We start from the raw sequence: 22,880 nt of genomic DNA, 5'->3' as shown, positions 1-22,880 counted from the left end.
GCGGCCTCCCATGCAATATGAACTCACCATCGGGCTGCGTTATACGCGCGCCAAGAAGCGCGGCGCCGGCCGCAACCGCTTCATTTCCTTCATCTCGATGACCTCCATGCTCGGCATCGCGCTCGGCGTCGCGGCGCTGATCGTCGTCCTGTCGGTGATGAACGGTTTCCAGATGGAAATCAGGACGCGCACGCTCAGCGTCGCTTCGCATATCGAGATTTTCGGCGCCGGCAACGAGCTGGCGAATTGGCGCGAAACCATAGCCGCGGTGCGCCAGCATCCCCAGGTGGTTGCCGCCGCGCCCTATGTGCAGCAGCAGGGCCTGCTGTCGTCGGGCAGCGAGGTGCAGGGCGTCATGGTGCGCGGCATCGATCCGCGCGCGGAGGAGGGCGTGGCGGAATTCGAAAAGCATATGCACCAGGGCCATCTCGCCGATCTGCGGCCCGGCGAGTTCGGCATTGTGCTGGGCCTGGATCTGGCGCGCGCCCTGCGGGCCGCCCCGGGCGACAAGGTGACGCTGATTGCGCCCCAGGGGCTGGTCACGCCCGTAGCCGTATTGCCGCGGCTCAAGCAGTTCCGCGTGGTCGGGATATTCGAAATCAGGATGCAGCCCTATGACGGTAGCCTGGCGCTGATCGATATCCGCGATGCGCAGACGCTTTACCAGATGGGCGACAGCGTTTCCGGTGTGCGGCTGAAGGTCGCCGACTTGTTCGAGGCGCCGCGCATTGCCGGCGAATTGCTGCGTTACCTTGACATGAATACCTTCATCACCGACTGGACGCGGAGCAACGTCAATTATTTTCGCGCCATCGCGATCGAAAAAATCATGATGTTCCTGTTCCTGCTGCTGATCGTGGCCGTGGCCGCGTTCAACGTGGTTTCCACGCTGGTGATGGCGGTCACCGACAAGCAGGCCGACATCGCCATCCTGCGCACGCTGGGCGCCAGCCCGCAGAGCATCATGCTGATCTTCATCGTGCAGGGCGTGCTCATCGGTCTTGTCGGGCTGCTGCTCGGGGTTGTGGGCGGGGTGACGCTGGCGCTCAACATCGACGTCGTCGTACCGGCGATCGAACATTTGCTGGGCATCCAGTTCCTGTCGAAGGATGTGTATTACATCTCCGATCTTCCTTCCGACCTCCACTGGAACGACGTCGCGCTGATTACCGGTGTGTCATTCCTGCTGACTTTGCTTGCGACGCTGTATCCGAGCTGGCGGGCATCACGCGTCAATCCCGCCGAGGCGCTGCGCTATGAGTGACAGCCTTCCCCCCAGCCCCCTTCCCAAGGAAGGGGGTGACCAGGGTTCAGCCGCGCAAAGCGCGGCTTCCGGTTTCAACGCTGGAGCTGCCTTGGGACGGCCCGGCGGCGGCTCCCCGGTTCTTCGATGTTCGGGCCTGGCCAAATCCTTCTGGCAGGGTGATATCGAAGTGCCGGTGCTTTCCGGCGTCGATTTCGAATTGCGCCGCGGCGAGAGCGTTGCCATCGTCGGCGCCAGCGGTTCGGGCAAGAGCACGCTGCTGCATCTGCTGGGCGGCCTCGACCGACCCAGCGCGGGAATGGTGTCGATTCAGGGACAGAATATATCAACGGCCAGTGAGACCGAACTCGGCCGCTTGCGCAATGAAGCACTCGGCTTTGTGTATCAGTTCCACCATCTGCTGCCGGAGTTTTCCGCGTTGGAAAATGTGGCGATGCCCTTGTTGATACGCCGTCTTGCGCGCGCTGAAGCCGAGCAACGGGCGCAGGAAATGTTGGAGAAGGTTGCCTTGGGGCATCGCGTCAATCACCGTCCCGGCGAACTCTCGGGTGGCGAACGCCAGCGCGCGGCGATTGCGCGTGCGCTGGTGACGGCACCGGCCTGTCTGCTCGCCGACGAGCCGACCGGCAATCTCGATCGGCATACGGCGGAGAATGTGTTCGAGCTGATGCTGCGCCTGAATGCCGAGCGTGGCGCGGGTCTCATTGTGGTGACTCACGATCAGTCGCTGGCCGCCCGCGCGCAACGCGTATTGCATCTGCGTGATGGAAGACTGCAGACGGAATAGTATTCAACGTTGGGTTAGGCTGAGCAAAGCGAAGCTCAACAATTTCAACTCACGGCAGTTCCTTGCGGTCCGGATGCAGTGCCTTGAGAAATGCATCGCACGGAATGCAGGGAAAGCCATCGATCGCCAGGCGCTCCTTGCCCATGTACAGCAAACACGCCGAGGCTTCCGGATAATCCTCACGGAAGGCGTGCAGGGCGCGCAGATCCTTGCTATGCACTTTGGCGGCGCGTTTGACCTCGATGGCCGAAAATATGTCAGAGTCATAGACGACGAAATCCCCTCGCTGCCCGACTTGGTACGCCAGTAATAGAGTGCACGCCGCTGGCCCGGTAGGCGATCCAGGCGCGCAGGTACTGCGCCACCAGCCCTTCCAGCGCCATGCCCTCGATTTCTTCGGGCCGGTCGAGCGGGCCGGCGGGGCGCAGCGAACGGAACACCCGGCATCGAAGTAAAAGAATTTGTCATGCGAAACCAGATTGCGCTTGGCCCGCAGCCATGAAGGATGCATACTGGCTCCGCGCCACACTGGTTCGGAAGGCCGGCAGCGGTAGGAATCCAGCCATGGACAAGCGGTGTGTACCAGTAGCGTGGCATCACCGTCCTGTGCGAGGTGCGCGGCTTGCCATGATGTCGCTGGCGCGCTTCATGACGCAGGCGATCTGCCCGGTATCGTCGGGCTTGCCGCCGAGCGTCAGGTACAACTTGCCCGTGCTGAGGCCAATGTTTTCCAGAAGAGCAATTCCATTTCCCTTGCCGCCGGCTCGCCATGTGTGTCCGCAACGGCCTTGCGCCAGGCATGGAAAAAATCGTGGGTAATCCGGATCATCGATTGCCAGTTGCTCTCCAGGCGCTTTGCGCGCTCTTTCAGCGCTGTGGATTCCGCTGTGGCCTGTGTTCCCGTGCTCATGATCTTGCTCAGTTGCAAGCGTCCTGCCGATTCGCTACATTCCATTCCTGCACGGCGGTCGTATCCGCGCACACGCCCTATACTTTCACCCATATCAGTACTCGTCTCAGCAAACCTTTCCGAGAGCTTAAAGAGACCTCCAATGAGCTTCGCCACAGACTACCTTGCCCAACTAACCGCCTTTGCCGACCAGAGCCCGTTGCCGCGCATCCGTGCTTTGCATCTGCCACCGCTTCAACCCACCCAGAGCAACAAGGGCGAGTTCTGCGCCGTGGAACTCACGGATGGGTCGATCGGTCTCTCCTACGTCCTTCTCGATGACACGCTGGCGAAGTTGCATCGAGGGTCCATCGGCTTCGGCCTCGTTGGCGCAGATGCGCTCGAGGTGGCCCGGCGCTTCGTCAGCGACACTGGTCCCGAAAGGACCATCAGCTTTGCGGCGGCCAATGCCATTTCTCGCTGCCTGTTCGACCGCGCAGGATTTCGCCCGCGCGACAGCAGCGATTCGATAGGGCAGATGAATCCCGAACCCGATGATTTCATTGGCATGATCGGACTCTTCAGGCCGCTGCTGGGACGCGTCCTAAAGAGCAGAGCCCGGCTGACAGTCGTCGAATTGAAAGCGGACCTTGCAGGCGAACATGATGGCTACCACGTGACGCTCGACGCCAGGGAACTCGCCGAGTGCAACAAGGTGATTTCCACCAGCACCTTGCTGCTCAACGATACGCTGGATCAAATGCTCGCCCACTGCCGCAAGGCGCGCTGGTTCGCCATGGTCGGTCCTAGTGCGGGCTGCCTGCCGGACGCCCTCTTCACACGCGGCGTCACTCTCCTCGGAGGAAGCTGGATCACAGACCGGGAGGGATTCATTGCGGCACTGACGAGCGGCGCGCCCACGAGCAAATTTTCCAGCAAGTGTGCCCTGACCTCTGACACCTATCCGGGGTGGCGTGAGCTGATTCAGAGAGCGCGCAAGTAGAATCACCCCCTGAAAGACAAAGCGGAGCGAATGAAGAACATGATGGACATCGGCGACTCAAGCATGACGGCGAAATTGGTGAACGCCCGCCGACGCTGTATCTCGACAAGCGTGAGATCGTTGCCCTGATGACCCTGGGTGCCGCGCCCGAATTTCTATTGCTGGGCTAACTGTGCAACCAGCAGCTGGTATTGACGCTGGAAGACATCGTCGCGGTCCAGGTCGACTGGAAAGCTTTTCCATACCACCGGTCAATTGACTTCGGAGATGATCATCAAGACCGCGCAGATGGGCATTCCTTTCGTCGTCTCGCGGTCCGGTCTTACCGGCATGGGGCACACCATCGTCCGCAAGATCGGTCTGACGGTGATTGGTCGTATCATGGGAAAATGCTATCTTCTTTTCACGGGGCAGCATTGATTCGACAATGGTGGCAACCGGACGGGAAACGACAATGAATGAAATGCGCGCAATACTGGATAGCCACTTTCACAGGCTGTACGCCCGCATTGAGAAGTTTCTTGTCAAAACTGAGGCGAAATACAACGATCAGGCCGGCCAGGCACCGTCGGAATTTCTGCTTGAGCACAAACCCAAATAACAAATTAAGAATGGTCGCCCGAAGGCGACCATTCTGCTCAGCTTTGATAATCAAAAATGGCTGTAATTAGAATGCATGACGGACGCCGAGCGCAAGGCCTGTGGGGTCAGCGCCGTTGCCGAAACTGCCACCCACCGCAGCACCATTGGCGCCAAAGTCATAGGCGACGTTATTGTCGTTACTGATCTTTGACCAAACCGCCTTAAGCATCGTCCGCTTGGACAGGGCATGCAAATAGGCGAGCGTGATTTCCTTGGCGCCAGTGCCGGCGTTGGATGCACGATAGTTGCCCGAAGCATCACCCGTCTTGCTGTAAGCCGCGATCAGGGAGCCTGCTGGGCTAACCTTGTACAAACCCTGCAGCGACCACGCATCTTTGTCCAGATTTGTGTTGCCAATCAAATCCTGTTTTTGCTGATCCCAAATGAAATTGATCTTGTGTCCTTCAGTGAAGGTATAGCCGGCGCCAATCCGATTGGACTTCCAGTTAATGATGCTGCTTGCGGTCGAGGTCTGGCTGGCACCAGTATCGCGCTTGCCATAGGCGTAAGCGACATACCAAGGTCCATTGACATAAGACGCTCCAAGCTCATAGGCCTTGCCATTAAGCTGTGTCGCAGCGGTAGCACTGTCGAGCGTTTTGTTTTCGCCGGCAGCGTAGTTGATGACGCCAGTAAAACCGTTATAGGTTGGCGTGGTGTACCCGATGGCATTCGACAGGCGGGTATCGAAGAAGGTCGCCGAGCCTCCGGTCTTGTTGATGGCTCGACCGATTATCGAATCGGAAGAACCAATGCCCGAGCGACCGGGAAGTAGGTCAAGCCTGGTACCAATGGTGCGCGAGGCGCCGGTGAAGATGCCCAACTTGACAGTGCCTGCATTGCCTTGCAGTCCGACAAAGGTATCGCGGCCCGCAGGCGTGTAGACCCCGGTATCGGCACTGAAGCCGGTTTCGAACTGGAACAGTGCCTTGAGACCATCACCCAAGTCTTCAGTACCCTTATAGCCGATATAGCTGGAGTTGGAATTGACGCGGCCAAAACCGCCACGACTTGCCCCGGCAGTGGTTGCATCGTTAGCTCTAACGCTTTCCAGACTGGCATCCATGACCCCATAAATGGTGGCATTGGATTGGGCGAGCCCTGCGGTACTGGTAAAACCAGCAATTGCCAGAGCGATGAGTTTCTTCTGCATGTGTTACTCCTGAGATAAATGTAAAGTGGCTAGATTGCCGATGTTGCAAGTTTTACTTGACGTAAATTTGGCCCGCTCGCAAGGAATGCTCTGGGGTCTATTCGTACTTTGCGGCGTAAGCCGCGTCGTCGTACAGGCTCTCGCCAAACTCGTCGCGGCCGTAATCTGAAATAACTTTCTGCCCATCCGGTGATGAAACATACGCGATGAATTTCTCTGCCGTATCGTGGCCCGCTGTTGCGCCAACCGGGGCCAGCAACGCGTGATAGGTATTCACTAGAAACTTATCCCCCCGATAGAGGATCGCAAGCTCAGGAGCGATGTTCTTCTCCATTATCCAGGTGCTTGAATCAGTCATGAAATAGGCGCCTTCGGCATTGGCACGCCGGAGGCTCGCCGTCATGAAGTCCCTGGTAACGATGTACCAGTCACCCGCAGGTTGTACGCGGGCTCGCTGCCATATCTGCATTTCCTTCTGATGGGTACCCGAGTTGTCCCCACGGGATACGAAACGTCCTTTGGCTCCGGCAATCCGTACATAGGCACCTGTGGAACTGCTGGCCTTCGCAATTTCAGCGGGATCATTCTTCGGTCCAACGATGTAGAACTCATTTGAGGCGATCAGGGTTTTGCCTGTTGCCCATCCATCTTTAACGGCTTTCTCAACCTGGGCAGGAGCGTGAACCATTGCCATGTCCACTTTCTTTCCCTGCAGAAGTTTCAGGGACTGCCCTGTGCCGGCCTTGACCCACTTCATCTGCGCATCGGCACGCTTGGCAAAATCTTCCGCCAAGGCCTTGAGCAAGCCAAGTTCACCGGGGCTGCCCGTGGCAAGCGTGAAGATGTTCTTGCCGGTACCGTAGGTTGCTTCCACATCGTCAGCAGCAAGAGCGCAGAAAGTCATGCCGGGAATGCAAACTGCGATGGCGGCCAGCTTCAGGAAAGTGCGACGCATGGTGGAAGTTATCTGGCGGCGTTGGGGAAAAACAGTTGTTCGCCGCCGATCTTGTATTCAGCGATGGTCTTTTGGCCGTCAGTGGAAACAAGCCAGTCAATGAACTTTTGCCCGTCGGCCTGCTTCACATGCGGATACTTGGCCGGATTGACAAGTATGACGCCATACTGATTAAACAGTTGCCGGTCGCCTTCCACGGTGATGCCGAGTTCGCCCCGATTCCTGAAACTAAGCCAGGTACCGCGGTCGGCAAGGATGTAAGCGTTCATTGAGGCTGCCGTGTTCAGCGCAGGCCCCATTCCGGAACCAGTGTCCCGGTACCACGTCCCCTTCTTTGCCTCGATATCGACCCCCGCCGCCTTCCAATAGCGGAGTTCGGCTGCATGGGTGCCGCTCTTGTCGCCCCGCGAGACAAAAGCTGTCTTCGTTGCCTCGACCCGGCGTAAGCCTTCGAGGATGTCCTTGCCGGCCGCCCTGGCTGGATCCGACTTTGGTCCAACAAGAATGAAGTCGTTGTACATCACCTCCTGCCGCTTGACGCCGTAACCTTCTGCGATAAACTTCTCTTCGGCGGCCTTGTCATGGACGAAGAGCACATCAGCATCGCCACGGCGTCCCAGATCGAGCGCCTGTCCGGTACCAAGCGCAATGACGTGCACCTTGATGCCAGTCAATTTCTCGAAGACGGGCAGCAAGTGGGAGAAAAGTCCCGACTGTTCGGTGGAGGTCGTTGAGGCGACAGTGATGAAACGCTCTTCGGCCTGGGCGCCCAATGAAAACAGCGCAGCGGCAACCGTAAGGCAGCAGATGAATGAGCGACGAGAAAATTTGGCGATGTTCATGAAGGTTCCTGATAGCTATGGAGGGCAACGAGGTAAACTTGAAAGAGATTAACCAAGCTTTCCCAAAAACAAAATATGTCGAAACTTGCAACTATCAGTCAGGAAGAGATTGCGGCGGACATACACTTGCCTCGTCTGCGCTGGTACTGGGATTTCGGACTAAACCTGAGCGAACCCGAAACCCGAAAACTATTGACGCTCCTGGTCGCTCTTTTTGACACGACAGCGTTGCGCGAGGCCGCATTGAAAGCGGGGATGTCGTATCGCACGGCATGGGGCTTGTTGCGTCGCTGCGAGGAAGAATTGGGCATGACCATGGTCACCATGCAGCGAGGTCGGGGGACTCAACTCACGCCTCTGGGCGAGTCGCTCGTCGAACTTGATGCTGCTGCCCGTTTGGCACTGGGCGAGGGGCACAGTGCCTGGGAAGGACGGATGCGAAGCCTTATCGAGCCGCTCCGTCGCCCGGTTACGACATCACCGAATCGGTTGTGTGTTCTTGGGAGTCACGATATAGCGTTGGCGGACTGGGTCGAACATGGCCGCCAGGTACCGATCGATATGATATGGCGCGGCAGCGAGGATGCGTTGTCAGCTTTGGGACGCGGGGAGTGTGATGCTGCCGGATTCCACATACCAGACACGTGGGGTTCTGATCGATTCTCTGCCTGGCTGAGTCAATGGCTGGACCCTCGCTTGCATGTCTGCATCCCGGTGATGTGGCGACAGCAAGGACTCCTGGTTCGCTCCGGCAATCCCTTGCAGCTGGAGTCCCTGATGGATGTTGTCGAAAGAGGGGCGTGTTTTGTGAATCGACAGCGGGGTTCAGGGACACGGCGGCTGATTGACGAAATGCTGGACAAAAGAAATATTGATCGCGGACGACTGTTAGGTTACGGCCGCGAGGAATTCACTCATGATGCTATCGCCGCAACCATTGCCAGTGGTCAGGCAGATGCAGGAATTGCGTTGAAGGCTGTAGCTTATCGCTATGACATTGACTTTGTTCCTCTGGTACGGGAGCGCTACGGTTTTGCGATGCGGCGATCGTCGCTGACCAGCCCACAAGTCAAGACGCTATTGCAACGACTTCGTGGCGGAACGTTTCGCAACCGGCTTCACGCACTTCCGGGATATGAGCCGATGTCCGAGGTGAGTCCGCTGGACTGGGATAGCTGGATCAAAAAGACGCAAGGGTGACGGTCGAGCCAACTGCTAATTGGGAAGAAATGGCCGGTTTCTGCCCCTTGGCTCTTTGTGGCAAAAGTATCTTCATTGCGAATTGGACAAGTCGCAGGCATTGGCAATTCAATATGAGGCTCTTGCCTTCCCACGGAGATCCCACAGGGATTCCCGGTGGTCATTTCCTTCGATCATGCCCGCTGTGTCGCCGTGGTGCTGTATGTTAAAGCCTCACAGGGCTCGTCGGCGACAGGTCCCAGCGCGGCTTCCAGTTCCGGCCGGCCCTGTGGCGATGCCATGGCGACCAGCGTATAGCCGGGTTCCAGCAGATAATCGCCAGCCGGATTGAATATCCAGTTACTGCCGGTGGTGCGCAGCGCCAACAGCAGATTGTCGCCGCTGCGTTTCAAATTAAGCTCCGACAAGGGCCGTGGTTCGAAGCCTTCGGGCACCGCCACTTCTTCGACACGCAGATGGATTTCCGAGCGCAGCATTTCATCGAGGAAGGAGACGACATGCGGCCGGATCATCGCCAAGGCGATGCGTATGCCGCTGGTGAAGTTGGGCGAAACAATGACATCGGCGCCGGCTTTGCGCATTTTAAAGTGTTGCGCAGTTGGTTGTGGTGCGCGATTATGGCCACATTCAATTGAACAGCGATTTCCGTCTGCCACACTCATGCGCTGCCCGGATGAAAGCAACTGAATGGATCACAACATTTCCCTGATCACCACCATTGCCGCTGGCTTTGGCGTTGCCTTGATCCTCGGCTTCATCGCCGAACGAATCAAACTGCCGGCGCTGGTCGGCTATTTGATTGCGGGCATCCTCATCGGTCCGGCGACGCCTGGTTTCGTGGCCGACATGCATATCGCCTCCCAGCTGTCGGAAATTGGCGTCATGTTGCTGATGTTCGGCGTCGGGCTGCATTTTTCGCTCAATGATCTGCTGGCGGTAAAGCGCATCGCCGTTCCCGGTGCGGTGGTTCAAATGGGCTTGGCGACGGTACTCGGCATGTGCCTGGCCGGGTGGTGGGGCTGGAGTGTGGGTAGCGGATTGATTTTCGGGCTGTCGCTGTCATGCGCGAGTACCGTGGTGCTGCTCAAGGCGCTCGAAGCCCGGCATGTGCTCGAATCCATGAACGGGAGGATCGCCGTCGGCTGGCTGGTGGTGGAGGATCTGGTCTGCGTTCTGGTGCTGGTGTTGATGCCGCCGCTGGCCGGCTTGCTTGGCGGCACCCACGCCGCCTCTGCCGGACCCCTTTGGATAACCATCGGCATAACGATCGTGGAAGTTTCGGCCTTTATCGCGCTGATGCTGGTGGTGGGCCGCCGCGTATTGCCCTGGCTGTTGTGGCAGGTAGCGCGCACTGGTTCGCGCGAGTTGTTCACCTTATCCGTGGTAGCCACGGCGATCGGAATCGCCTACGGCGCTGCCGCACTGTTCAGCGTGTCGTTCGCACTCGGCGCGTTCTTCGCCGGCATGGTGATGCGCGAATCCGAGTTTAGCCACCGCGCGGCGGAAGAGTCGCTGCCGCTGCGCGACGCGTTCTCGGTGCTGTTTTTCGTGTCGGTGGGTATGTTGTTCGAACCGGCGATATTGGTCGAGCAGCCTGTCCGGGTGATCAGCGTCGTGGCCATCATCGTGCTCGGCAAGATGTTCGCGGCATTGGGCCTGGTGCTCGCATTCCGCTATCCGCTCAATACGGCATTGACGGTGGCGGCCAGCCTGGCGCAGATCGGGGAGTTCTCTTTCATCATGGCCGGGCTTGGTTTGTCGCTCGGCTTGCTGTCCGCCGAGGGCATGAGCCTGGTACTCGCTGGCGCGTTGATCTCGATTGCACTGAATCCCCTCCTGTTCGCCGCCGTTGCGCCGTTCCGCGGCTGGCTGCTCGATCGCTCGGTACTGGCACGTCGGCTGGAACAGCGACAGGATCCCTATGCCGAATTGCCCATGAGCACGGAACGCAAGTATCTGGCAGGGCAAGTTGTCCTGGTGGGCTATGGCCGGGTAGGGCGCCGAATTAGCAGGGCGCTCGATGCGAGCGGCATCCCTTTCGTAATCGTGGAGCAGAGCCGGGAACTGGTCGAAGACTTGCGCAAGAAAGGGATGGCCGCTGTGTCAGGAAATGCCGCCGATCCGGCGGTGTTGATTCAGGCGCATATTGCCGATGCGGCAATGCTTGTGGTGGCCACACCCGATTCGCTCGATGTGCGGCAAATAGTCGATACCGCGCGCACTCTGAACCCCGACATCGAAATCGTGCTGCGCACCCATAGCGATGAGGAATCGGTACTGCTGCGCAAAGACAAACTCGGCACGGTGTTTTTTGGCGAAGAAGAATTGGCCAAGAGTATGGCAAGTCATGTTCTGCAACGTTTCGACCCGCAACAAGCAACTATGGCAAACAACTACGACTAATGGCGCACCGCAGCCGGAACGTGGCCTAAGCGGGCGGCGCGCGGTTCGCGCACGACCAACGAATCGCAAGGTAGCCAGTCGAGCAGCTTGGCCGCCGTGCTGCCAAGCAGAATGTTCATCACTCCACTGCGGCCATGCGTGCCCATCGCCACCAGATCGATTTCATGGTTTCGGACGTATTGAGTCAGGGTTGTTTCCAATGCGCCCTGCTCGATTACAGACCGTATCCTCGTATCGGCGGGTAGCTCGCTCGTGGCTAAAAATTCCGCGCATTCGCCTTGTTCGATGTCGCAATTGAGACGGGTTTTCGACGGTCTGTCGGAAACCCCGTCAAGTGGTATCTCGCAGGCGTGATAGAGGATCAGTTCACGTCCTGGGAAAAGGCGAGCGGTAGCCAGCAGGGTGTGGCGCGACGAGACCGAAAAGTCGGTGGCGACGACTATCCTCCGGTACGGGCCGCGTACCCGGTTGCGCACAACCAGCAAAGGCTGGGGCAGCGAGCGCGCGAGACGTTCAACGGTCGATCCCAGCAGGCAGCGGCCGAAGAATTCGTTGCGTGCCACACCGGTTATGACCAGGCCGCAGTCAGTGCTGGCGGCAGCCTCTCGAATCGTGGCGGCAGCATCGCCGCCACGTGCCATCTGCATGGTGGCACGGATATCCAGCCCTGAAAGATCGCGGGCAAGCTGCTGCCGGGCGATTTTCAATACACAATCTGCATCTGCGCCGGTGGCCCAGGCCAGTGCCTGATCAGGTGATGCTGCGACGTCGAGCACATTCAGTGCGATCAATTCGGCCTGCCACTCTCCAGCGATCTGCGCGGCACGATCCAGCGCCCGATCACAACGGGAACTGAGGTCGGTAGCCAGCAACAGGCGAGCCGGTGGAGCAATTATCGAGGGGTTTGCACTCATGGGTTCTCTCCTTGGAGTCGAGATCATTGTTCATGCGGAGACCAGATGCGATGCCAGACGGGTACGCCGGATCACGAATTTTTCCAGTTCGGCACCGCAGAATACCAATAGTCCGGCACCCAGCACCCTTCCCCATTCCAGTGGCGAAAGACTGGTCGAATCAAAGATACCCTGCATGACCGGGGCGTGGGTGTAGGCGATTTGCAGCGGAAGACAGGCGGCAATGGCAAGCAGAACGTAACGGTTCCCTGTCACCCCCTCCCAATTGGTTACCGGCGCGAGGATGTACCGGCTATTGACCAGATAAAACATTTCCGCCACCACCACTGCGTTGACGGCCATCGTGCGCGCCGTATTGACGCTGGTGCCGTCGCTCAATTCCCACAGGAACAGGCCGAGCGCGCCGGTCATCATCAGTACGGAAACCATCAGTACACGCCAGACGAAGAATCCTGACAACAGCGCTTCACCCGGGGGCCGGGGGCGGCGACTCATAATGCCATGCTCGGCCGGTTCGAAGGCCAATGCCAAGCCCAGCGTGCTGGACGTGACCATGTTGATCCACAGCACTTGTGCCGGCGTGAGCGGCAAGGTCAGTTCGAACAGGATTGCCACGATCACGACCATTGCCTCGCCGCCGTTGGTGGGCAGCATGAACAGGATGAATTTTTTTAGATTGTCATAGACCGCCCGGCCTTCCCGAACGGCAGTCGCGATGGTAGCGAAGTTGTCGTCGGCCAGCACCATGTCGGCGGCTTCCTTGGCTGCCTCCGTGCCTTTCATGCCCATCGCCACGCCCACATCGGCACACTTGAGCGCGGGAGCATCGTTGACGCCGTCGCCGGTCATCGCCACCACTTGCCCGTCGTCCTGCAAGGCTTGCACGAGACGCAGCTTGTGTTCCGGACTGGCGCGGGCAAAGACATCGACTTCCATCGCCACGCGACGCAGCACGGCATCGTCCATCATGGCGATTTCCGCCCCGGTGATCGTCGGCTTGCCGACGCCGATGGCGAGTTGGGCACCAATGGCGCGCGCTGTTTCGGCGTGATCGCCAGTGATCATCTTGACGCGTATGCCCGCGTGATGGCACTCGCTCACGGCGTGGATTGCCTCCTCGCGCGGTGGGTCAATGATGCCGACCAGGGCCAGCAGCATGTATCCCCCTTCCACGTCGGAGAATGCCAACTGCCCGTCGACCGGAGCCGCGCGTTTGCAGGCCAGCGCGAGCAAACGCAATCCCTGGGCCGCAGTGTCTGTCGCCATGCGACGCCAGTAATCGACATCGAGTGGATGCTCGCCAGTGTGGTTCAACTGGGAGGAGCACATATCGAGAATCCGTTCGGGCGCGCCCTTGACGAAGATCCAGGATTCACCGTCGCCATCGCGATGGTGGGTAGCCATGAAGCGATGCTGCGACTCGAATGGGATGGAGTCAATCCTGTGCCAAGCGGTATCGCCAGCATGCTGCGAAAAACCCGCTTTGCCTCCTGCTACAAGCAGCGCACCTTCGGTCGGGTCTCCCTCTACCCGCCACATGCCATCCTCTTCGCGCAGGCGGGCATCGTTGCACAACACACCGGAGCGAATCGCCATTGACAGTGCCGTGTAGTGGTCAGGATCGATGATGCGGCCGTCGATGCTGAAATCGCCTAGCGGCACATAGCCGGTACCGCCGACATCGAACACATGGCCGGCGCAGAGGATTCGCTGCACGGTCATTTCATTGCGGGTCAGCGTGCCGGTTTTATCTGAGCAGATTACCGTCACCGATCCGAGCGTCTCGACGGCAGGTAGGTGGCGGATAATGGCGTTGCGCCGGGCCATGCGTTGTACCCCGAGCGCGAGCGTGACGGTCATGATCGCCGGCAAGCCTTCGGGAATCGCTGAAGCGGCCAGTGCTACGACCATCATGAACATCTCGGCGGGGGTATGATCGCGCCACAGGGTACCGAGCACGAAGGTCGCAGCGGACATGCCGATGATGGCCAGTGCCAGCACGCGGCCGAAGCGGTCAATCTGGCGCAGCAGGGGGGTGGACAAGCTCTGAATGCCGGTGAGCATCTGATTGATCTTGCCCAGCTCGGTGGTGCCACCCGTGGCGACAACCATGCCGATGGCTTGACCATAGACTACCAGGGTGCCGGAATAGGCCATGCCGTAACGGTCGCCCAGCGGCGCATCGGCACTAACGGTCTCTGTGCTTTTTTCGGACGGCAGGGATTCGCCGGTCAGCGCCGCTTCTTCGACGCGCAGCTCCTTGACCGAAATCAGGCGCAAATCCGCCGGAACACGATCACCCGAGGCGAGAGCAACAATGTCTCCCGGTACAAGTTCAGCGGCCTCGATCTCGCGGCGACTGCCGTTACGGATCACAGTCGCATGCGGGGACAGCATGGCGCGGATGGCATCGAGTGCTGCTTCCGCCTTGCCCTCCTGGATGAAACCAATGACCACGTTGATCACCACAGCGACCAGAAGCACGCCTGTATCGACCCAATGACCGAGAAAAGCTGTGATAACGGCCGCGCCCAACATCACATAAAGCAGAATGTTGTGAAATTGCATGAGCAGTCTTAGCAATGTGCCGCGCCGTTTTGGTGGTGTTAGCCGGTTCGGCCCATATCGGACAATTCGCTGTTTCACTTCGGCATCCGTCAAACCGTCCATCTCGGCATGCAACGCCTGTCGGACCTCCGCGTGCGTCAGAGAGTGCCAGTTCATCGACTGGGGGGGATCCATGTTGTGGTCGGTTGAGCGTTTGATCATCGATGCGGGGTCTCTCGGTGCATTGAAAAATGATACGTCTATCGCTTATTTACAGTATGAGTCAAAATGCCTAAGAATTTTGCTGAGCACTGCTCAGACCATCCTACCTCCGGGCAAAGCGGCCGTTTTAAGATCGGCTGATCCTGGCAGGAATCAAGCAGAAGGAATACAACCATGACGAAACTGAACCACCTGTTGGCTGCTACCGATCTTTCCGCGCCGGCTCGCCATGCAGCTGAGCGTGCGGCGCTGGTAAGCAAAGAGACGGGAGCGCCGCTGGACTTGCTTCATGTGGCAGACCTCGCTCCGCTGGAAAAATTTCGGCAACTCATGGGCGAGTCCCCGGAGGAACTGAAATTACGGTTACTCGATACCGCGAAGGAGAAACTGCGCGAGTTGGCCGAAGCGCTATTGAAACAACATGGCGTGTCAGCCGGCGCTCGTGTCGTGTTTGGCCCCTTGCTTGCGGAGTTGTTCAAGGAGGCGGACGCGATGGCGACGGACCTGATTGTTTGCGGTGCTCGCGGCGAAAGCTTCATGCGACATTTGTTGCTGGGGTCGACTGCAGAGAGGATGCTCAGCAGAACGAAATGCCCTCTGCTGGTCGTCAAACAGGCAGCTCATGAACCCTATAGGACACTACTTCTGCCCGTTGACTTCTCACCCGCTTCCCTGCAGGCGATCAAAAATGCACGTGCCGTAGCCGCCCACGCCGAAATCGTGATGCTGCATGTCTTTGAAGTTCCGTTCGAGAGCCACTTGCGATACGCAAGTGTCGATGACGACACTATTAAACATTATCGCACCATCGCCCGGCAGGAGGCTGTTCGGAAGCTGCATGCGTTGAGCGAAGAAGCGGGACTGCCACCCTATGCCACGCGATTCGTTGTGGTGCACGGCGCCCCCTCCTTGCGCATCATTGAGCAGGAGCAAGAGCAAAATTGCGATCTGATCGTGATGGGGAAGCACGGGGAAAGTGCACTCGAGGATTTGTTGCTCGGCAGCGTCACAAAACGTGTGTTAGCCGAGTCGCAATGCGATGTCCTGGTCTCGATGTGAAAATGTCTGATGCTTCACCGAACATTCTCACGCTGGGAAAGGCGGCTCTCTATTGCGTTTTAAAACAAGGAACTTTCAGAACGCTACGGCCCTTCAGGGTCCGCGATGGAGGACTTGATCAGCGTTTTTCCTATCTCAGATTGTCGGCCATTGCCGCCAGCGTAGTTATCGACAAGCAGATTCTACGAACTACACGAAAGCCATGGCGTGTTATTTCATTTCCGTTTTTTAAGGCGCCTCTTTGAATCTGTCGTAGCAGGACATTCGCGCAGACGGCTTGTAATCAAGTTGGTAACGCCGGGACTTTAACGAATCGGCCGCGGATCTGGTTTAATCCGGGCTTATGACGATTGTGATCCTTGCCTTTGCCGCCGGGGTTTTGTGGCTACAGACCCAGGCAGCCCTGCCTGATGGCACCATGCTGCTTGGCATGTCAGCAATCGGTGCACTGTGCTGCGGCGCATCCGCCGCCAAAGTTCGCTTGCGCTGGGTATTGCCAGTTGGGACATTTCTGTTTGGCATTGTCTGGGCCGGCTGGTTCGCGGGTTACCGCATGGCCGATCAGTTGCCGCTGTCGAGTGAAGGGCGCGACATCGACGTTGTCGGTGTTGTGGCGGAGATGCCGCAGATTACCGATCGCGGCACTCGCTTCCGCTTTGCGGTCGAGAGCTCGACGTTGCCGGTGCCGCGGCAGATTTCGCTGACCTGGTATGCGCACCGGATGGCCGATGACGATGTTCCGGAGGTCGTGCCGGTAGTGGTGCATGCCGGTGAACGCTGGCGTTTTCAGGTGCGCTTGAAGCGTCCGCACGGCAGTCTGAATCCGGAGAGTTTCGATTACGAGGCCTGGCTTTTCGAACGCGGTATCCGCGCTACAGGTTATATCCGCGACGCCCCCGACAGCGGGGCAATAAAAGCCCACGTGCCGGGTTTTGGCATAGGGGTGGAACGGCTGAGAGAACGCCTGCGCGACCGCTATCAATCAGTGCTCGGCGATCGACCCTATGCCGGAATCCTGATTGCACTCAGCGTTGGCGACCAGCAGGCGATCTCTCCCGGCCTTTGGCAGATTTTCAGCCGCACCGGCCTCACGCATTTGATGAGCATTTCAGGCCTGCATATCACCATGGTGGCGGGCCTGTTTTACATGCTGGCGGGTTGGCTGTGGCGGCGGTCTTCGCGCCTGCCGCTGTATTTGCCGGCGCAGCATGCCGCCGCGCTGGGCGGGGTAGCCGCCGCGTTTGCCTATTGCCTGCTGGCCGGCTTTGCCGTACCCGCGCAACGCACCTTGTACATGCTGACGACGGTGGCAGCGGCGTCGCTGTTGCGGCGGCGTCCGGCAACGCGGCAGATGCTGGCTATTGCGCTGCTGGTCGTGCTCCTGCTCGATCCGTGGGCGGTGTTTTCGGCCGGGTTCTGGCTTTCCTTCGGCGCCGTCGCGCTGTTGTTCTACACCGGTAGCGGCCGGCTTGCGGCCGGGCATTGGCTGAGCCAATGGGGCCGCGCGCAATGGGCCATGCTGGCCGGCATGTTGCCGCTGCTGCTGGCCCTGTTCCAGCAATTTTCGCTGGTCTCGCCGCTGGCCAATGCGCTGGCGATTCCGATCATCAGCTTCATCGTCACGCCGCTGACCCTGCTCGCCGCCTTGCCGGGATTGCAGTTCCTGCTCTGGCCAGCGTATTGGGTGACCCAGTTGCTGATGCTGTTCGTCGCTTTTCTGGCAGACCTGCCTGGGGCGATATGGCAACAACATGCGCCGCCCCTGTGGGCAACATTGCTGGCGCTGATTGGCACGGCCTGGCTGATGCTGCCTCGTGCAGTGCCTGCACGCTGGGTAGGTGTGTTGCTGTATTTGCCCTTGTTGTTCGTCCCACCTGAACGGCCTCTCGAAGGCGATATGAAAATGGCGGTGCTCGACGTGGGGCAGGGGCTGGCGGTGCATGTGCAAACCCATGGCCACGATCTGATTTTTGATACCGGACCGTCATTTGCGCCCGACGCGGACAGCGGCACGCGCGTGCTGGTGCCCTATCTGCGCGCGGCTGGGGTGCAAAAGCTGGATGGATTGGTGGTCAGCCATGAGGACAACGACCACGAAGGCGGCGCGGACTCATTGTTGCAAGCCATACCTACCGGCTGGCTGTTGTCTTCACTGCCGTTCGAGCACCCGCTGTCGGCGGCGCCGGTGCGCCACGTCGCCTGTAGTGACGGCCAGCGCTGGCAATGGGACGGTGTTTCGTTCGAAGTGCTGCATCCCGCTGCCGCGCAATACTTGCACCCGCCGCCCAAGACCAACAATATGAGTTGCGTGCTCCGCGTTGTGTCGCGCCAGGGCAGTGTGCTGCTGACGGGAGACATCGAGACGGTCGATGAGATGCGGTTGCTGCAAAGGCATGCTACCGAACTGCGCAGCGACGTGCTGCTGGTGCCGCACCACGGCAGCAATACTTCTTCCTCGCCGGAATTCATCGCCGCAGTGGCAGCATCGCGTGGTGTATTTACCGTGGGCTACCGCAACCGCTTCGCTCATCCGCGTCCGAATATCGTGGCGCGCTATCGCGAGCGGAATGTACAGATGTTCCGCAGCGATGAGGATGGCGCGGTCAGCTTCGATTTTCGCGCTGGCGGCATCCAGGTCAGCCGGGAACGCGAACAGCGCAAACGCTATTGGCACGGCGCCTGATAGACTTATGCTCGATTGGTGATTGTTGCACCACTGATGATGAAAATACGCAAAGACAAATTGAACACCCTCCACTCCAACCTGCTTCAGGGCTCGCCCTGCATGGCTCGCCCGTCTCGGCGGCGCAAAGCAGTGCTTTGCGAAACCCCGCCTCAACCCCCGGAGCGGGGCTACTCATTAGCTCGCTACGCTCGATTTAAAACAAGAGCCACTTCGTTTTTCTTGCGTTAACCGGTTTGTAACATGAGATTGATCGACCATTTACGCCGCCTGTTTGGCCGAGGCGAACGCGCGCCGGCACTGCGCGAACACATGTTGTCCTGCCACGGCCCGCATGGCTCGCACAAAATGGCCTATGTCGAGTGGGGCGCGACAGACAGCCCGAACGTGCTCATCTGCGTGCATGGCCTGACCCGCAACTGCCGCGATTTCGATTTTTTGGCGGAAGCCATGCTCGATCGTTACCGTGTCATTTGTCCCGATATCGCCGGGCGTGGCCGCAGCAACTGGCTCACGCATCCGCAAGACTACGGTTTTCCACTCTATGCGTCAGACATGCGGGCGCTGATGGCGCATGTTGGCGCCGAGACGGTCGACTGGGTCGGCACCTCGATGGGCGGCCTGATTGGCATGCTGATCGCCAGCGAAACGCCGGCTGCGGTCCGGCGTCTGCTGCTCAACGATGTCGGCCCGCTGCTGACGGCACAGTCCCTGCAACGCATCGGTCAATACACCGGCAATGCGCCATTGTTTGACGATGTTGGCGCCGCCGAGGCCTATATCAGGATGACGAGCGCGACATTCGGCAAACTGACCGACATGCAGTGGCGCCACCTGACGATTTACTCAATACGCCAGCGTCCCGACGGCAAATATGAAATGACCTACGACCCGTCCATCGCCATGCCCTTCCGCCAGACCACGGTTTATGCCGACGTTGATCTGTGGCCTGTCTACGACGCGATCAAGTGCCCGACGCTGGTGATTCATGGCGCCGAGTCGGATTTATTGACGGCGGATACGGTGCGCCGGATGGCGGAGCGCGGCCCGAAGGCGAAGACGGTGGATATTCCCGGCGTCGGCCATGCGCCGATGCTGATGGACGATGCGCAGATCGGCATCGTGCGCAATTTCCTGCTGGATCGTTGATGGGGCGCAAGGAGTGCAATGTTAGAATTCGCTGTGGCGGGTCTCCCCGCATTGCAAGGTGGTGAATCTGGTCAGGTCCGGAAGGAAGCAGCCACAGCTACTGCAGCAAGTGCCGGGGGTAAGGCTCGCCACATTCGCCCTTTGGGCGAATGTGGCGAGCCCAGGGCTCGCATCTGGAAGCACTCCATCCCGGCCTTCCTCGCCGGGCGAGGAAGGTGACGGAATGTGACTCCGCCTTTGGCGGAGTAAAGACAAGGGTTGGTGCTCAAAATTGCGATCCATGGCGAACGAACTGGGTTTCCTCTGTGATCTCTGTGTCCTCTGTGGCTAAACGGTTTCTTTCGATCTCCGGCGTATGAGTTATCAGGTGCTGGCGCGCAAATGGCGCCCCAAATCGTTCGCTACCCTGATCGGCCAGGAGCATGTGGTGCGCGCGCTGACCCATGCGCTCGACCAGCAGCGGCTGCACCATGCCTATCTGTTCACCGGCACGCGCGGCGTCGGCAAGACCACCATCGCGCGCATCATGGCCAAGGCGCTCAATTGCGAAACCGGCATCACCTCGACGCCGTGCGGCACCTGTTCTTCCTGTGTCGAGATCGACGGCGGACGCTTCATCGACTACATCGAACTCGATGCCGCATCGAACCGCGGCGTCGAGGACATGACGGGCCTGCTCGACAAGGCCACCTACGCGCCGACGCGCGGCCGCTTCAAGGTGTATGTGATCGACGAAGTCCATCAGCTCACCGGCCACGCCTTCAATGCGATGCTGAAGACGCTCGAAGAGCCGCCCGAGCATGTCAAATTCATTCTAGCCACCACCGATCCGCAGAAGATTCCCATCACCGTGCTGTCGCGCTGCCTGCAGTTCAACCTCAAGCAGATGCCGCAGCAATCCATCATCGATCACCTGTCGCGCATTCTCGATGCGGAGAGCGTCAAATTCGAGGCGCCGGCCCTGCGCCATCTCGCCAAGGCCGCCGCCGGCAGCATGCGCGATGCATTGTCGCTGCTCGATCAGGCCATTGCGCACGGCGCCGGCGTGATCGAAGAGGAAAAAGTGCGCGACATGCTCGGCACCGTCGGTGACGATTACCTGTATGCATTGCTCGATGCGCTGGTCGCGCGCGACGTGGCGGCGCTGATCGCCGTGGCCGACCAGATGGAGACTCGCAGCCTGAATTTCGATTCGGCGCTGCAGGAACTGGCCGTGCTGTTCCACCGCATCGCCCTGTTGCAATTTGCGCCTGAGGCGATGGGCGACAGCGACGAACGCGAACGGCTCAAGTCTTACGCCGCGGCCTTCGACGCCGAGTTCCTCCAGCTCTGTTATCAGATCGCCATCCATGGCCGCGACGACCTCGCGCTGGCACCCGACGAATATGCCGGCTTCACCATGGCTTTGCTGCGCATGGTGGCCTTCAATCCCGAGACCGCCAGCGCAAGACCGGCGGACCCGACGCCTGCCCCCGCACGACCGGCGCCCGTGGCGGCAAAACCGGCGCCGGCTCAAGCTGCCGTGGCAACGCCGCCGGCAGCGCAAAGGCAAGCGGCACCCGCTGCTCCTGCGGTGTCTGACGACTGGCATGGCATCGTTGCTGCGCTGTCGCTCTCGGGCATGGCACGCCAACTCGCCCAGCATTGCGAACTGGTTGAAGTTGGCGAAGCACAGATCACCCTGCACCTGCCGCCGGCCCACAAACATCTGCTAGCCAGGACGCCGCAGGATAAATTGCAGACTGAGTTGCAAGCGCATTACGGCCGACCGCTGAAACTCAATATCAATATTGCCGCCGCGGCGACGGAGACGCCCGCCGAGCGCGCGAAAAATGCACGACACGCACGCCAGGAGCAGGCGATAGCCGCCATCGAAGGCGACAGCTTTGTGCGCGAAGTGGTGGAGATGTTCGATGCCAGCATCGACGAATCGACGATTAAACCAATTTAAAGGAAACACAATATGATGAAAGGCGGAATCGCCGGCCTAATGAAACAGGCCCAGAAAATGCAGGAAAACATGCAGAAGGCGCAGGAAGAACTGGCGACCATCGAGGTCGAAGGCCAGGCTGGTGCCGGCATGGTCAAGGTGGTGATGACCTGCAAACACGATGTGCGGCGCGTATCGATCGATCCTTCAGTAATGGATGACAAGGAAATGCTGGAAGACCTGATCGCCGCCGCGCTTAACGACGCGACGCGCCGGGTGGAAACCACCACACAGGAGCGCATGGCGGGTTTTACGTCCGGGCTTAACCTGCCTCCCGGCATGAAGCTGCCATTTTGAAAAAACAAAAATGCATCTGCCACAGAGTTCACAGGGGACACAGTGAAAAGCAAACTCGCTGCATGATTTGCTTTTGTCTTTCTCTGTGAACTCTGTGGCTAAAGGTTTTTATACCCAATGGCACTTCCTTCCAGCCTCGAAGAACTGATCGAGGCATTGCGCTGCCTGCCCGGCGTCGGACCAAAATCGGCGCAGCGCATGGCTTACCACCTGCTGCAATATAACCCGCGCGGTGCGACGCGACTATCGCAGGCCATATCGCGTGCGGTTGAAACGCTGCGCCGCTGCCAGCGCTGCAACAATTTCACCGAGGCTGAAGTCTGCGAACGCTGCGTCTCATCCCGGCGCGACGCGACGCAGCTCTGTATTGTCGAGATGCCGGTCGATCTCAATGCCATGGAACAGACGCACGCCTACAACGGGCTCTATTACGTGCTGATGGGACGGTTGTCTCCGCTCGACGGCATCGGGCCGCGCGAACTGGCCTTCGATCGCCTGCTGGCGCGCGTCGGCGACGGCGTGGTCAAGGAAGTCATTCTCGCCACCAACTTCACCAACGAGGGCGAGGCGACGGCGCACTATCTTTACGAGATGCTGCACGCCCGCGGCCTCAAGGTCAGCCGTATTGCGCGCGGCGTGCCGGTGGGTGGTGAAATCGAATACACCGATGCTGCCACCGTGGCGCAGGCACTGATTGAACGCAGAGAGTATTGAAAGACGAAACTCCTGCAAGCATGCATGGAAGTTTGCCCCTCGCTTTCGCATAGGTGTCTTTGGCTGACGATTCGTGCCGCCGATTAGCCATCGTTCGCTATGTGGAGACAATGTCCAATGCGTACAATCGGCCATAACCGGCCACACCAAGATCAATCAAAGAGCAG

Annotated in this window: 20 protein-coding genes, 1 other RNA gene and 1 pseudogene; 14 read left to right on the top strand and 8 right to left on the bottom strand. The window is 59.2% G+C overall.

The genetic code is table 11. The annotated features are described in order from the left end of the window. Positions 1-10: 10 nt before the first annotated feature. Positions 11-1,264 carry a lipoprotein-releasing ABC transporter permease subunit gene (locus K5E80_RS05325; RefSeq protein ID WP_220635185.1) on the top strand — a complete coding sequence of 418 codons (1,254 nt, stop codon included), beginning with the start codon at positions 11-13 and terminating at the stop codon, positions 1,262-1,264. Beyond that, positions 1,257-2,051 carry a lipoprotein-releasing ABC transporter ATP-binding protein LolD gene (lolD, locus tag K5E80_RS05320; RefSeq protein ID WP_220635184.1) on the top strand — a complete coding sequence of 265 codons (795 nt, stop codon included), beginning with the start codon at positions 1,257-1,259 and terminating at the stop codon, positions 2,049-2,051. The genes K5E80_RS05325 and lolD overlap by 8 nt, the downstream gene beginning before the upstream one ends. A gap of 49 nt (positions 2,052-2,100) precedes the next feature. Here lolD and K5E80_RS05315 read toward each other — a convergent pair whose 3' ends face one another. Both K5E80_RS05315 and K5E80_RS05310 read right to left on the bottom strand, forming a co-directional pair. Further along, positions 2,101-2,562: a hypothetical protein gene (locus K5E80_RS05315; protein WP_220635183.1), complete on the bottom strand. Its 462-nt coding sequence runs from the start codon at positions 2,560-2,562 to the stop codon at positions 2,101-2,103. Positions 2,563-2,745: 183 nt separating this feature from the next. Continuing rightward, the gene (locus tag K5E80_RS05310; RefSeq protein ID WP_220635182.1) at positions 2,746-3,006 is read right to left on the bottom strand and encodes a hypothetical protein; all 261 of its coding nucleotides are present in this window, start codon (positions 3,004-3,006) and stop codon (positions 2,746-2,748) included. Positions 3,007-3,103: 97 nt separating this feature from the next. Between K5E80_RS05310 and K5E80_RS05305 the strand changes: the two genes are divergently transcribed. The 3 genes and pseudogenes from K5E80_RS05305 (at position 3,104) to K5E80_RS05295 (ending at position 4,544) form a co-directional block, all read left to right on the top strand. Continuing rightward, a complete protein-coding gene (locus K5E80_RS05305) occupies positions 3,104-3,943 on the top strand; it encodes a Rossmann-like domain-containing protein (protein ID WP_220635181.1) in 840 nt (279 codons plus the stop codon). Positions 3,944-4,171: 228 nt separating this feature from the next. Next, positions 4,172-4,363: pseudogene (locus tag K5E80_RS16675) on the top strand (formate dehydrogenase accessory sulfurtransferase FdhD); the annotation flags it as partial. Between the two features lie 34 nt (positions 4,364-4,397). Then, complete coding sequence (locus tag K5E80_RS05295) at positions 4,398-4,544, top strand: hypothetical protein (RefSeq protein WP_220635180.1); 147 nt, start codon at positions 4,398-4,400, stop codon at positions 4,542-4,544. A 66-nt stretch (positions 4,545-4,610) separates the two neighbouring features. Here K5E80_RS05295 and K5E80_RS05290 read toward each other — a convergent pair whose 3' ends face one another. The 3 genes from K5E80_RS05290 to K5E80_RS05280 form a co-directional block, all read right to left on the bottom strand. Then, a complete protein-coding gene (locus tag K5E80_RS05290) occupies positions 4,611-5,738 on the bottom strand; it encodes a porin (RefSeq protein WP_220635179.1) in 1,128 nt (375 codons plus the stop codon). Positions 5,739-5,835: 97 nt separating this feature from the next. After that, positions 5,836-6,642 (bottom strand): ABC transporter substrate-binding protein, encoded by an 807-nt coding sequence (locus K5E80_RS05285; RefSeq protein ID WP_220635178.1) that lies wholly within the window; start codon positions 6,640-6,642, stop codon positions 5,836-5,838. Positions 6,643-6,701: 59 nt separating this feature from the next. Further along, a complete protein-coding gene (locus tag K5E80_RS05280; RefSeq protein WP_220635177.1) occupies positions 6,702-7,535 on the bottom strand; it encodes an ABC transporter substrate-binding protein in 834 nt (277 codons plus the stop codon). A 75-nt stretch (positions 7,536-7,610) separates the two neighbouring features. On the opposite strand from K5E80_RS05280, the gene K5E80_RS05275 reads away from it, so the two are divergent. Next, on the top strand, positions 7,611-8,735 hold the full coding sequence (locus K5E80_RS05275; protein WP_220635176.1) for a substrate-binding domain-containing protein: 1,125 nt from the start codon (positions 7,611-7,613) through the stop codon (positions 8,733-8,735). 173 nt (positions 8,736-8,908) lie between these two features. On the opposite strand, the gene K5E80_RS05270 is transcribed toward K5E80_RS05275, so the two are convergent. After that, entirely contained in the window at positions 8,909-9,316 is a 408-nt protein-coding gene (locus K5E80_RS05270; RefSeq protein WP_220635175.1) for a TrkA C-terminal domain-containing protein, read from the bottom strand. A gap of 106 nt (positions 9,317-9,422) precedes the next feature. Here K5E80_RS05270 and K5E80_RS05265 point away from each other — a divergent pair, with 106 nt between their 5' ends. Further along, the gene (locus K5E80_RS05265) at positions 9,423-11,138 is read left to right on the top strand and encodes a cation:proton antiporter domain-containing protein (protein ID WP_220635174.1); all 1,716 of its coding nucleotides are present in this window, start codon (positions 9,423-9,425) and stop codon (positions 11,136-11,138) included. On the opposite strand, the gene K5E80_RS05260 is transcribed toward K5E80_RS05265, so the two are convergent. Together K5E80_RS05260 and K5E80_RS05255 are read right to left on the bottom strand one after the other, a co-directional pair. Further along, positions 11,135-12,052 (bottom strand): universal stress protein, encoded by a 918-nt coding sequence (locus K5E80_RS05260; protein ID WP_220635173.1) that lies wholly within the window; start codon positions 12,050-12,052, stop codon positions 11,135-11,137. The two genes, K5E80_RS05265 and K5E80_RS05260, sit on opposite strands and share 4 nt — an antisense overlap. 30 nt (positions 12,053-12,082) lie before the next feature. Then, complete coding sequence (locus K5E80_RS05255) at positions 12,083-14,821, bottom strand: cation-transporting P-type ATPase (protein ID WP_246590876.1); 2,739 nt, start codon at positions 14,819-14,821, stop codon at positions 12,083-12,085. Between the two features lie 174 nt (positions 14,822-14,995). Between K5E80_RS05255 and K5E80_RS05250 the strand changes: the two genes are divergently transcribed. From K5E80_RS05250 to recR, 7 genes are all read left to right on the top strand, one after another. Continuing rightward, positions 14,996-15,880 carry a universal stress protein gene (locus K5E80_RS05250; protein ID WP_220635172.1) on the top strand — a complete coding sequence of 295 codons (885 nt, stop codon included), beginning with the start codon at positions 14,996-14,998 and terminating at the stop codon, positions 15,878-15,880. Positions 15,881-16,223: 343 nt separating this feature from the next. Further along, positions 16,224-18,563 (top strand): DNA internalization-related competence protein ComEC/Rec2, encoded by a 2,340-nt coding sequence (locus tag K5E80_RS05245; protein WP_220635171.1) that lies wholly within the window; start codon positions 16,224-16,226, stop codon positions 18,561-18,563. A gap of 243 nt (positions 18,564-18,806) precedes the next feature. Next, positions 18,807-19,712, top strand: coding sequence for an alpha/beta fold hydrolase (locus K5E80_RS05240; RefSeq protein ID WP_220635170.1), 906 nt, complete (start codon positions 18,807-18,809; stop codon positions 19,710-19,712). 35 nt (positions 19,713-19,747) lie between these two features. Next, positions 19,748-19,845, top strand: an RNA gene (gene ffs, locus K5E80_RS05235) — signal recognition particle sRNA small type. A gap of 222 nt (positions 19,846-20,067) precedes the next feature. Beyond that, positions 20,068-21,663, top strand: coding sequence for a DNA polymerase III subunit gamma/tau (gene dnaX, locus K5E80_RS05230; protein ID WP_220635169.1), 1,596 nt, complete (start codon positions 20,068-20,070; stop codon positions 21,661-21,663). Between the two features lie 12 nt (positions 21,664-21,675). Continuing rightward, on the top strand, positions 21,676-21,999 hold the full coding sequence (locus tag K5E80_RS05225) for a YbaB/EbfC family nucleoid-associated protein (protein WP_220635168.1): 324 nt from the start codon (positions 21,676-21,678) through the stop codon (positions 21,997-21,999). A gap of 117 nt (positions 22,000-22,116) precedes the next feature. Then, complete coding sequence (gene recR / locus K5E80_RS05220; RefSeq protein WP_220635167.1) at positions 22,117-22,713, top strand: recombination mediator RecR; 597 nt, start codon at positions 22,117-22,119, stop codon at positions 22,711-22,713. Positions 22,714-22,880: the final 167 nt, after the last annotated feature.

This window comes from Georgfuchsia toluolica (assembly GCF_907163265.1).
In the GTDB taxonomy this organism is placed as follows: Bacteria; Pseudomonadota; Gammaproteobacteria; order Burkholderiales; family Rhodocyclaceae; genus Georgfuchsia; species Georgfuchsia toluolica.
Note: the sequence above shows the minus strand (reverse complement) of the source record. Positions and strands in the feature narration are given on the sequence as shown.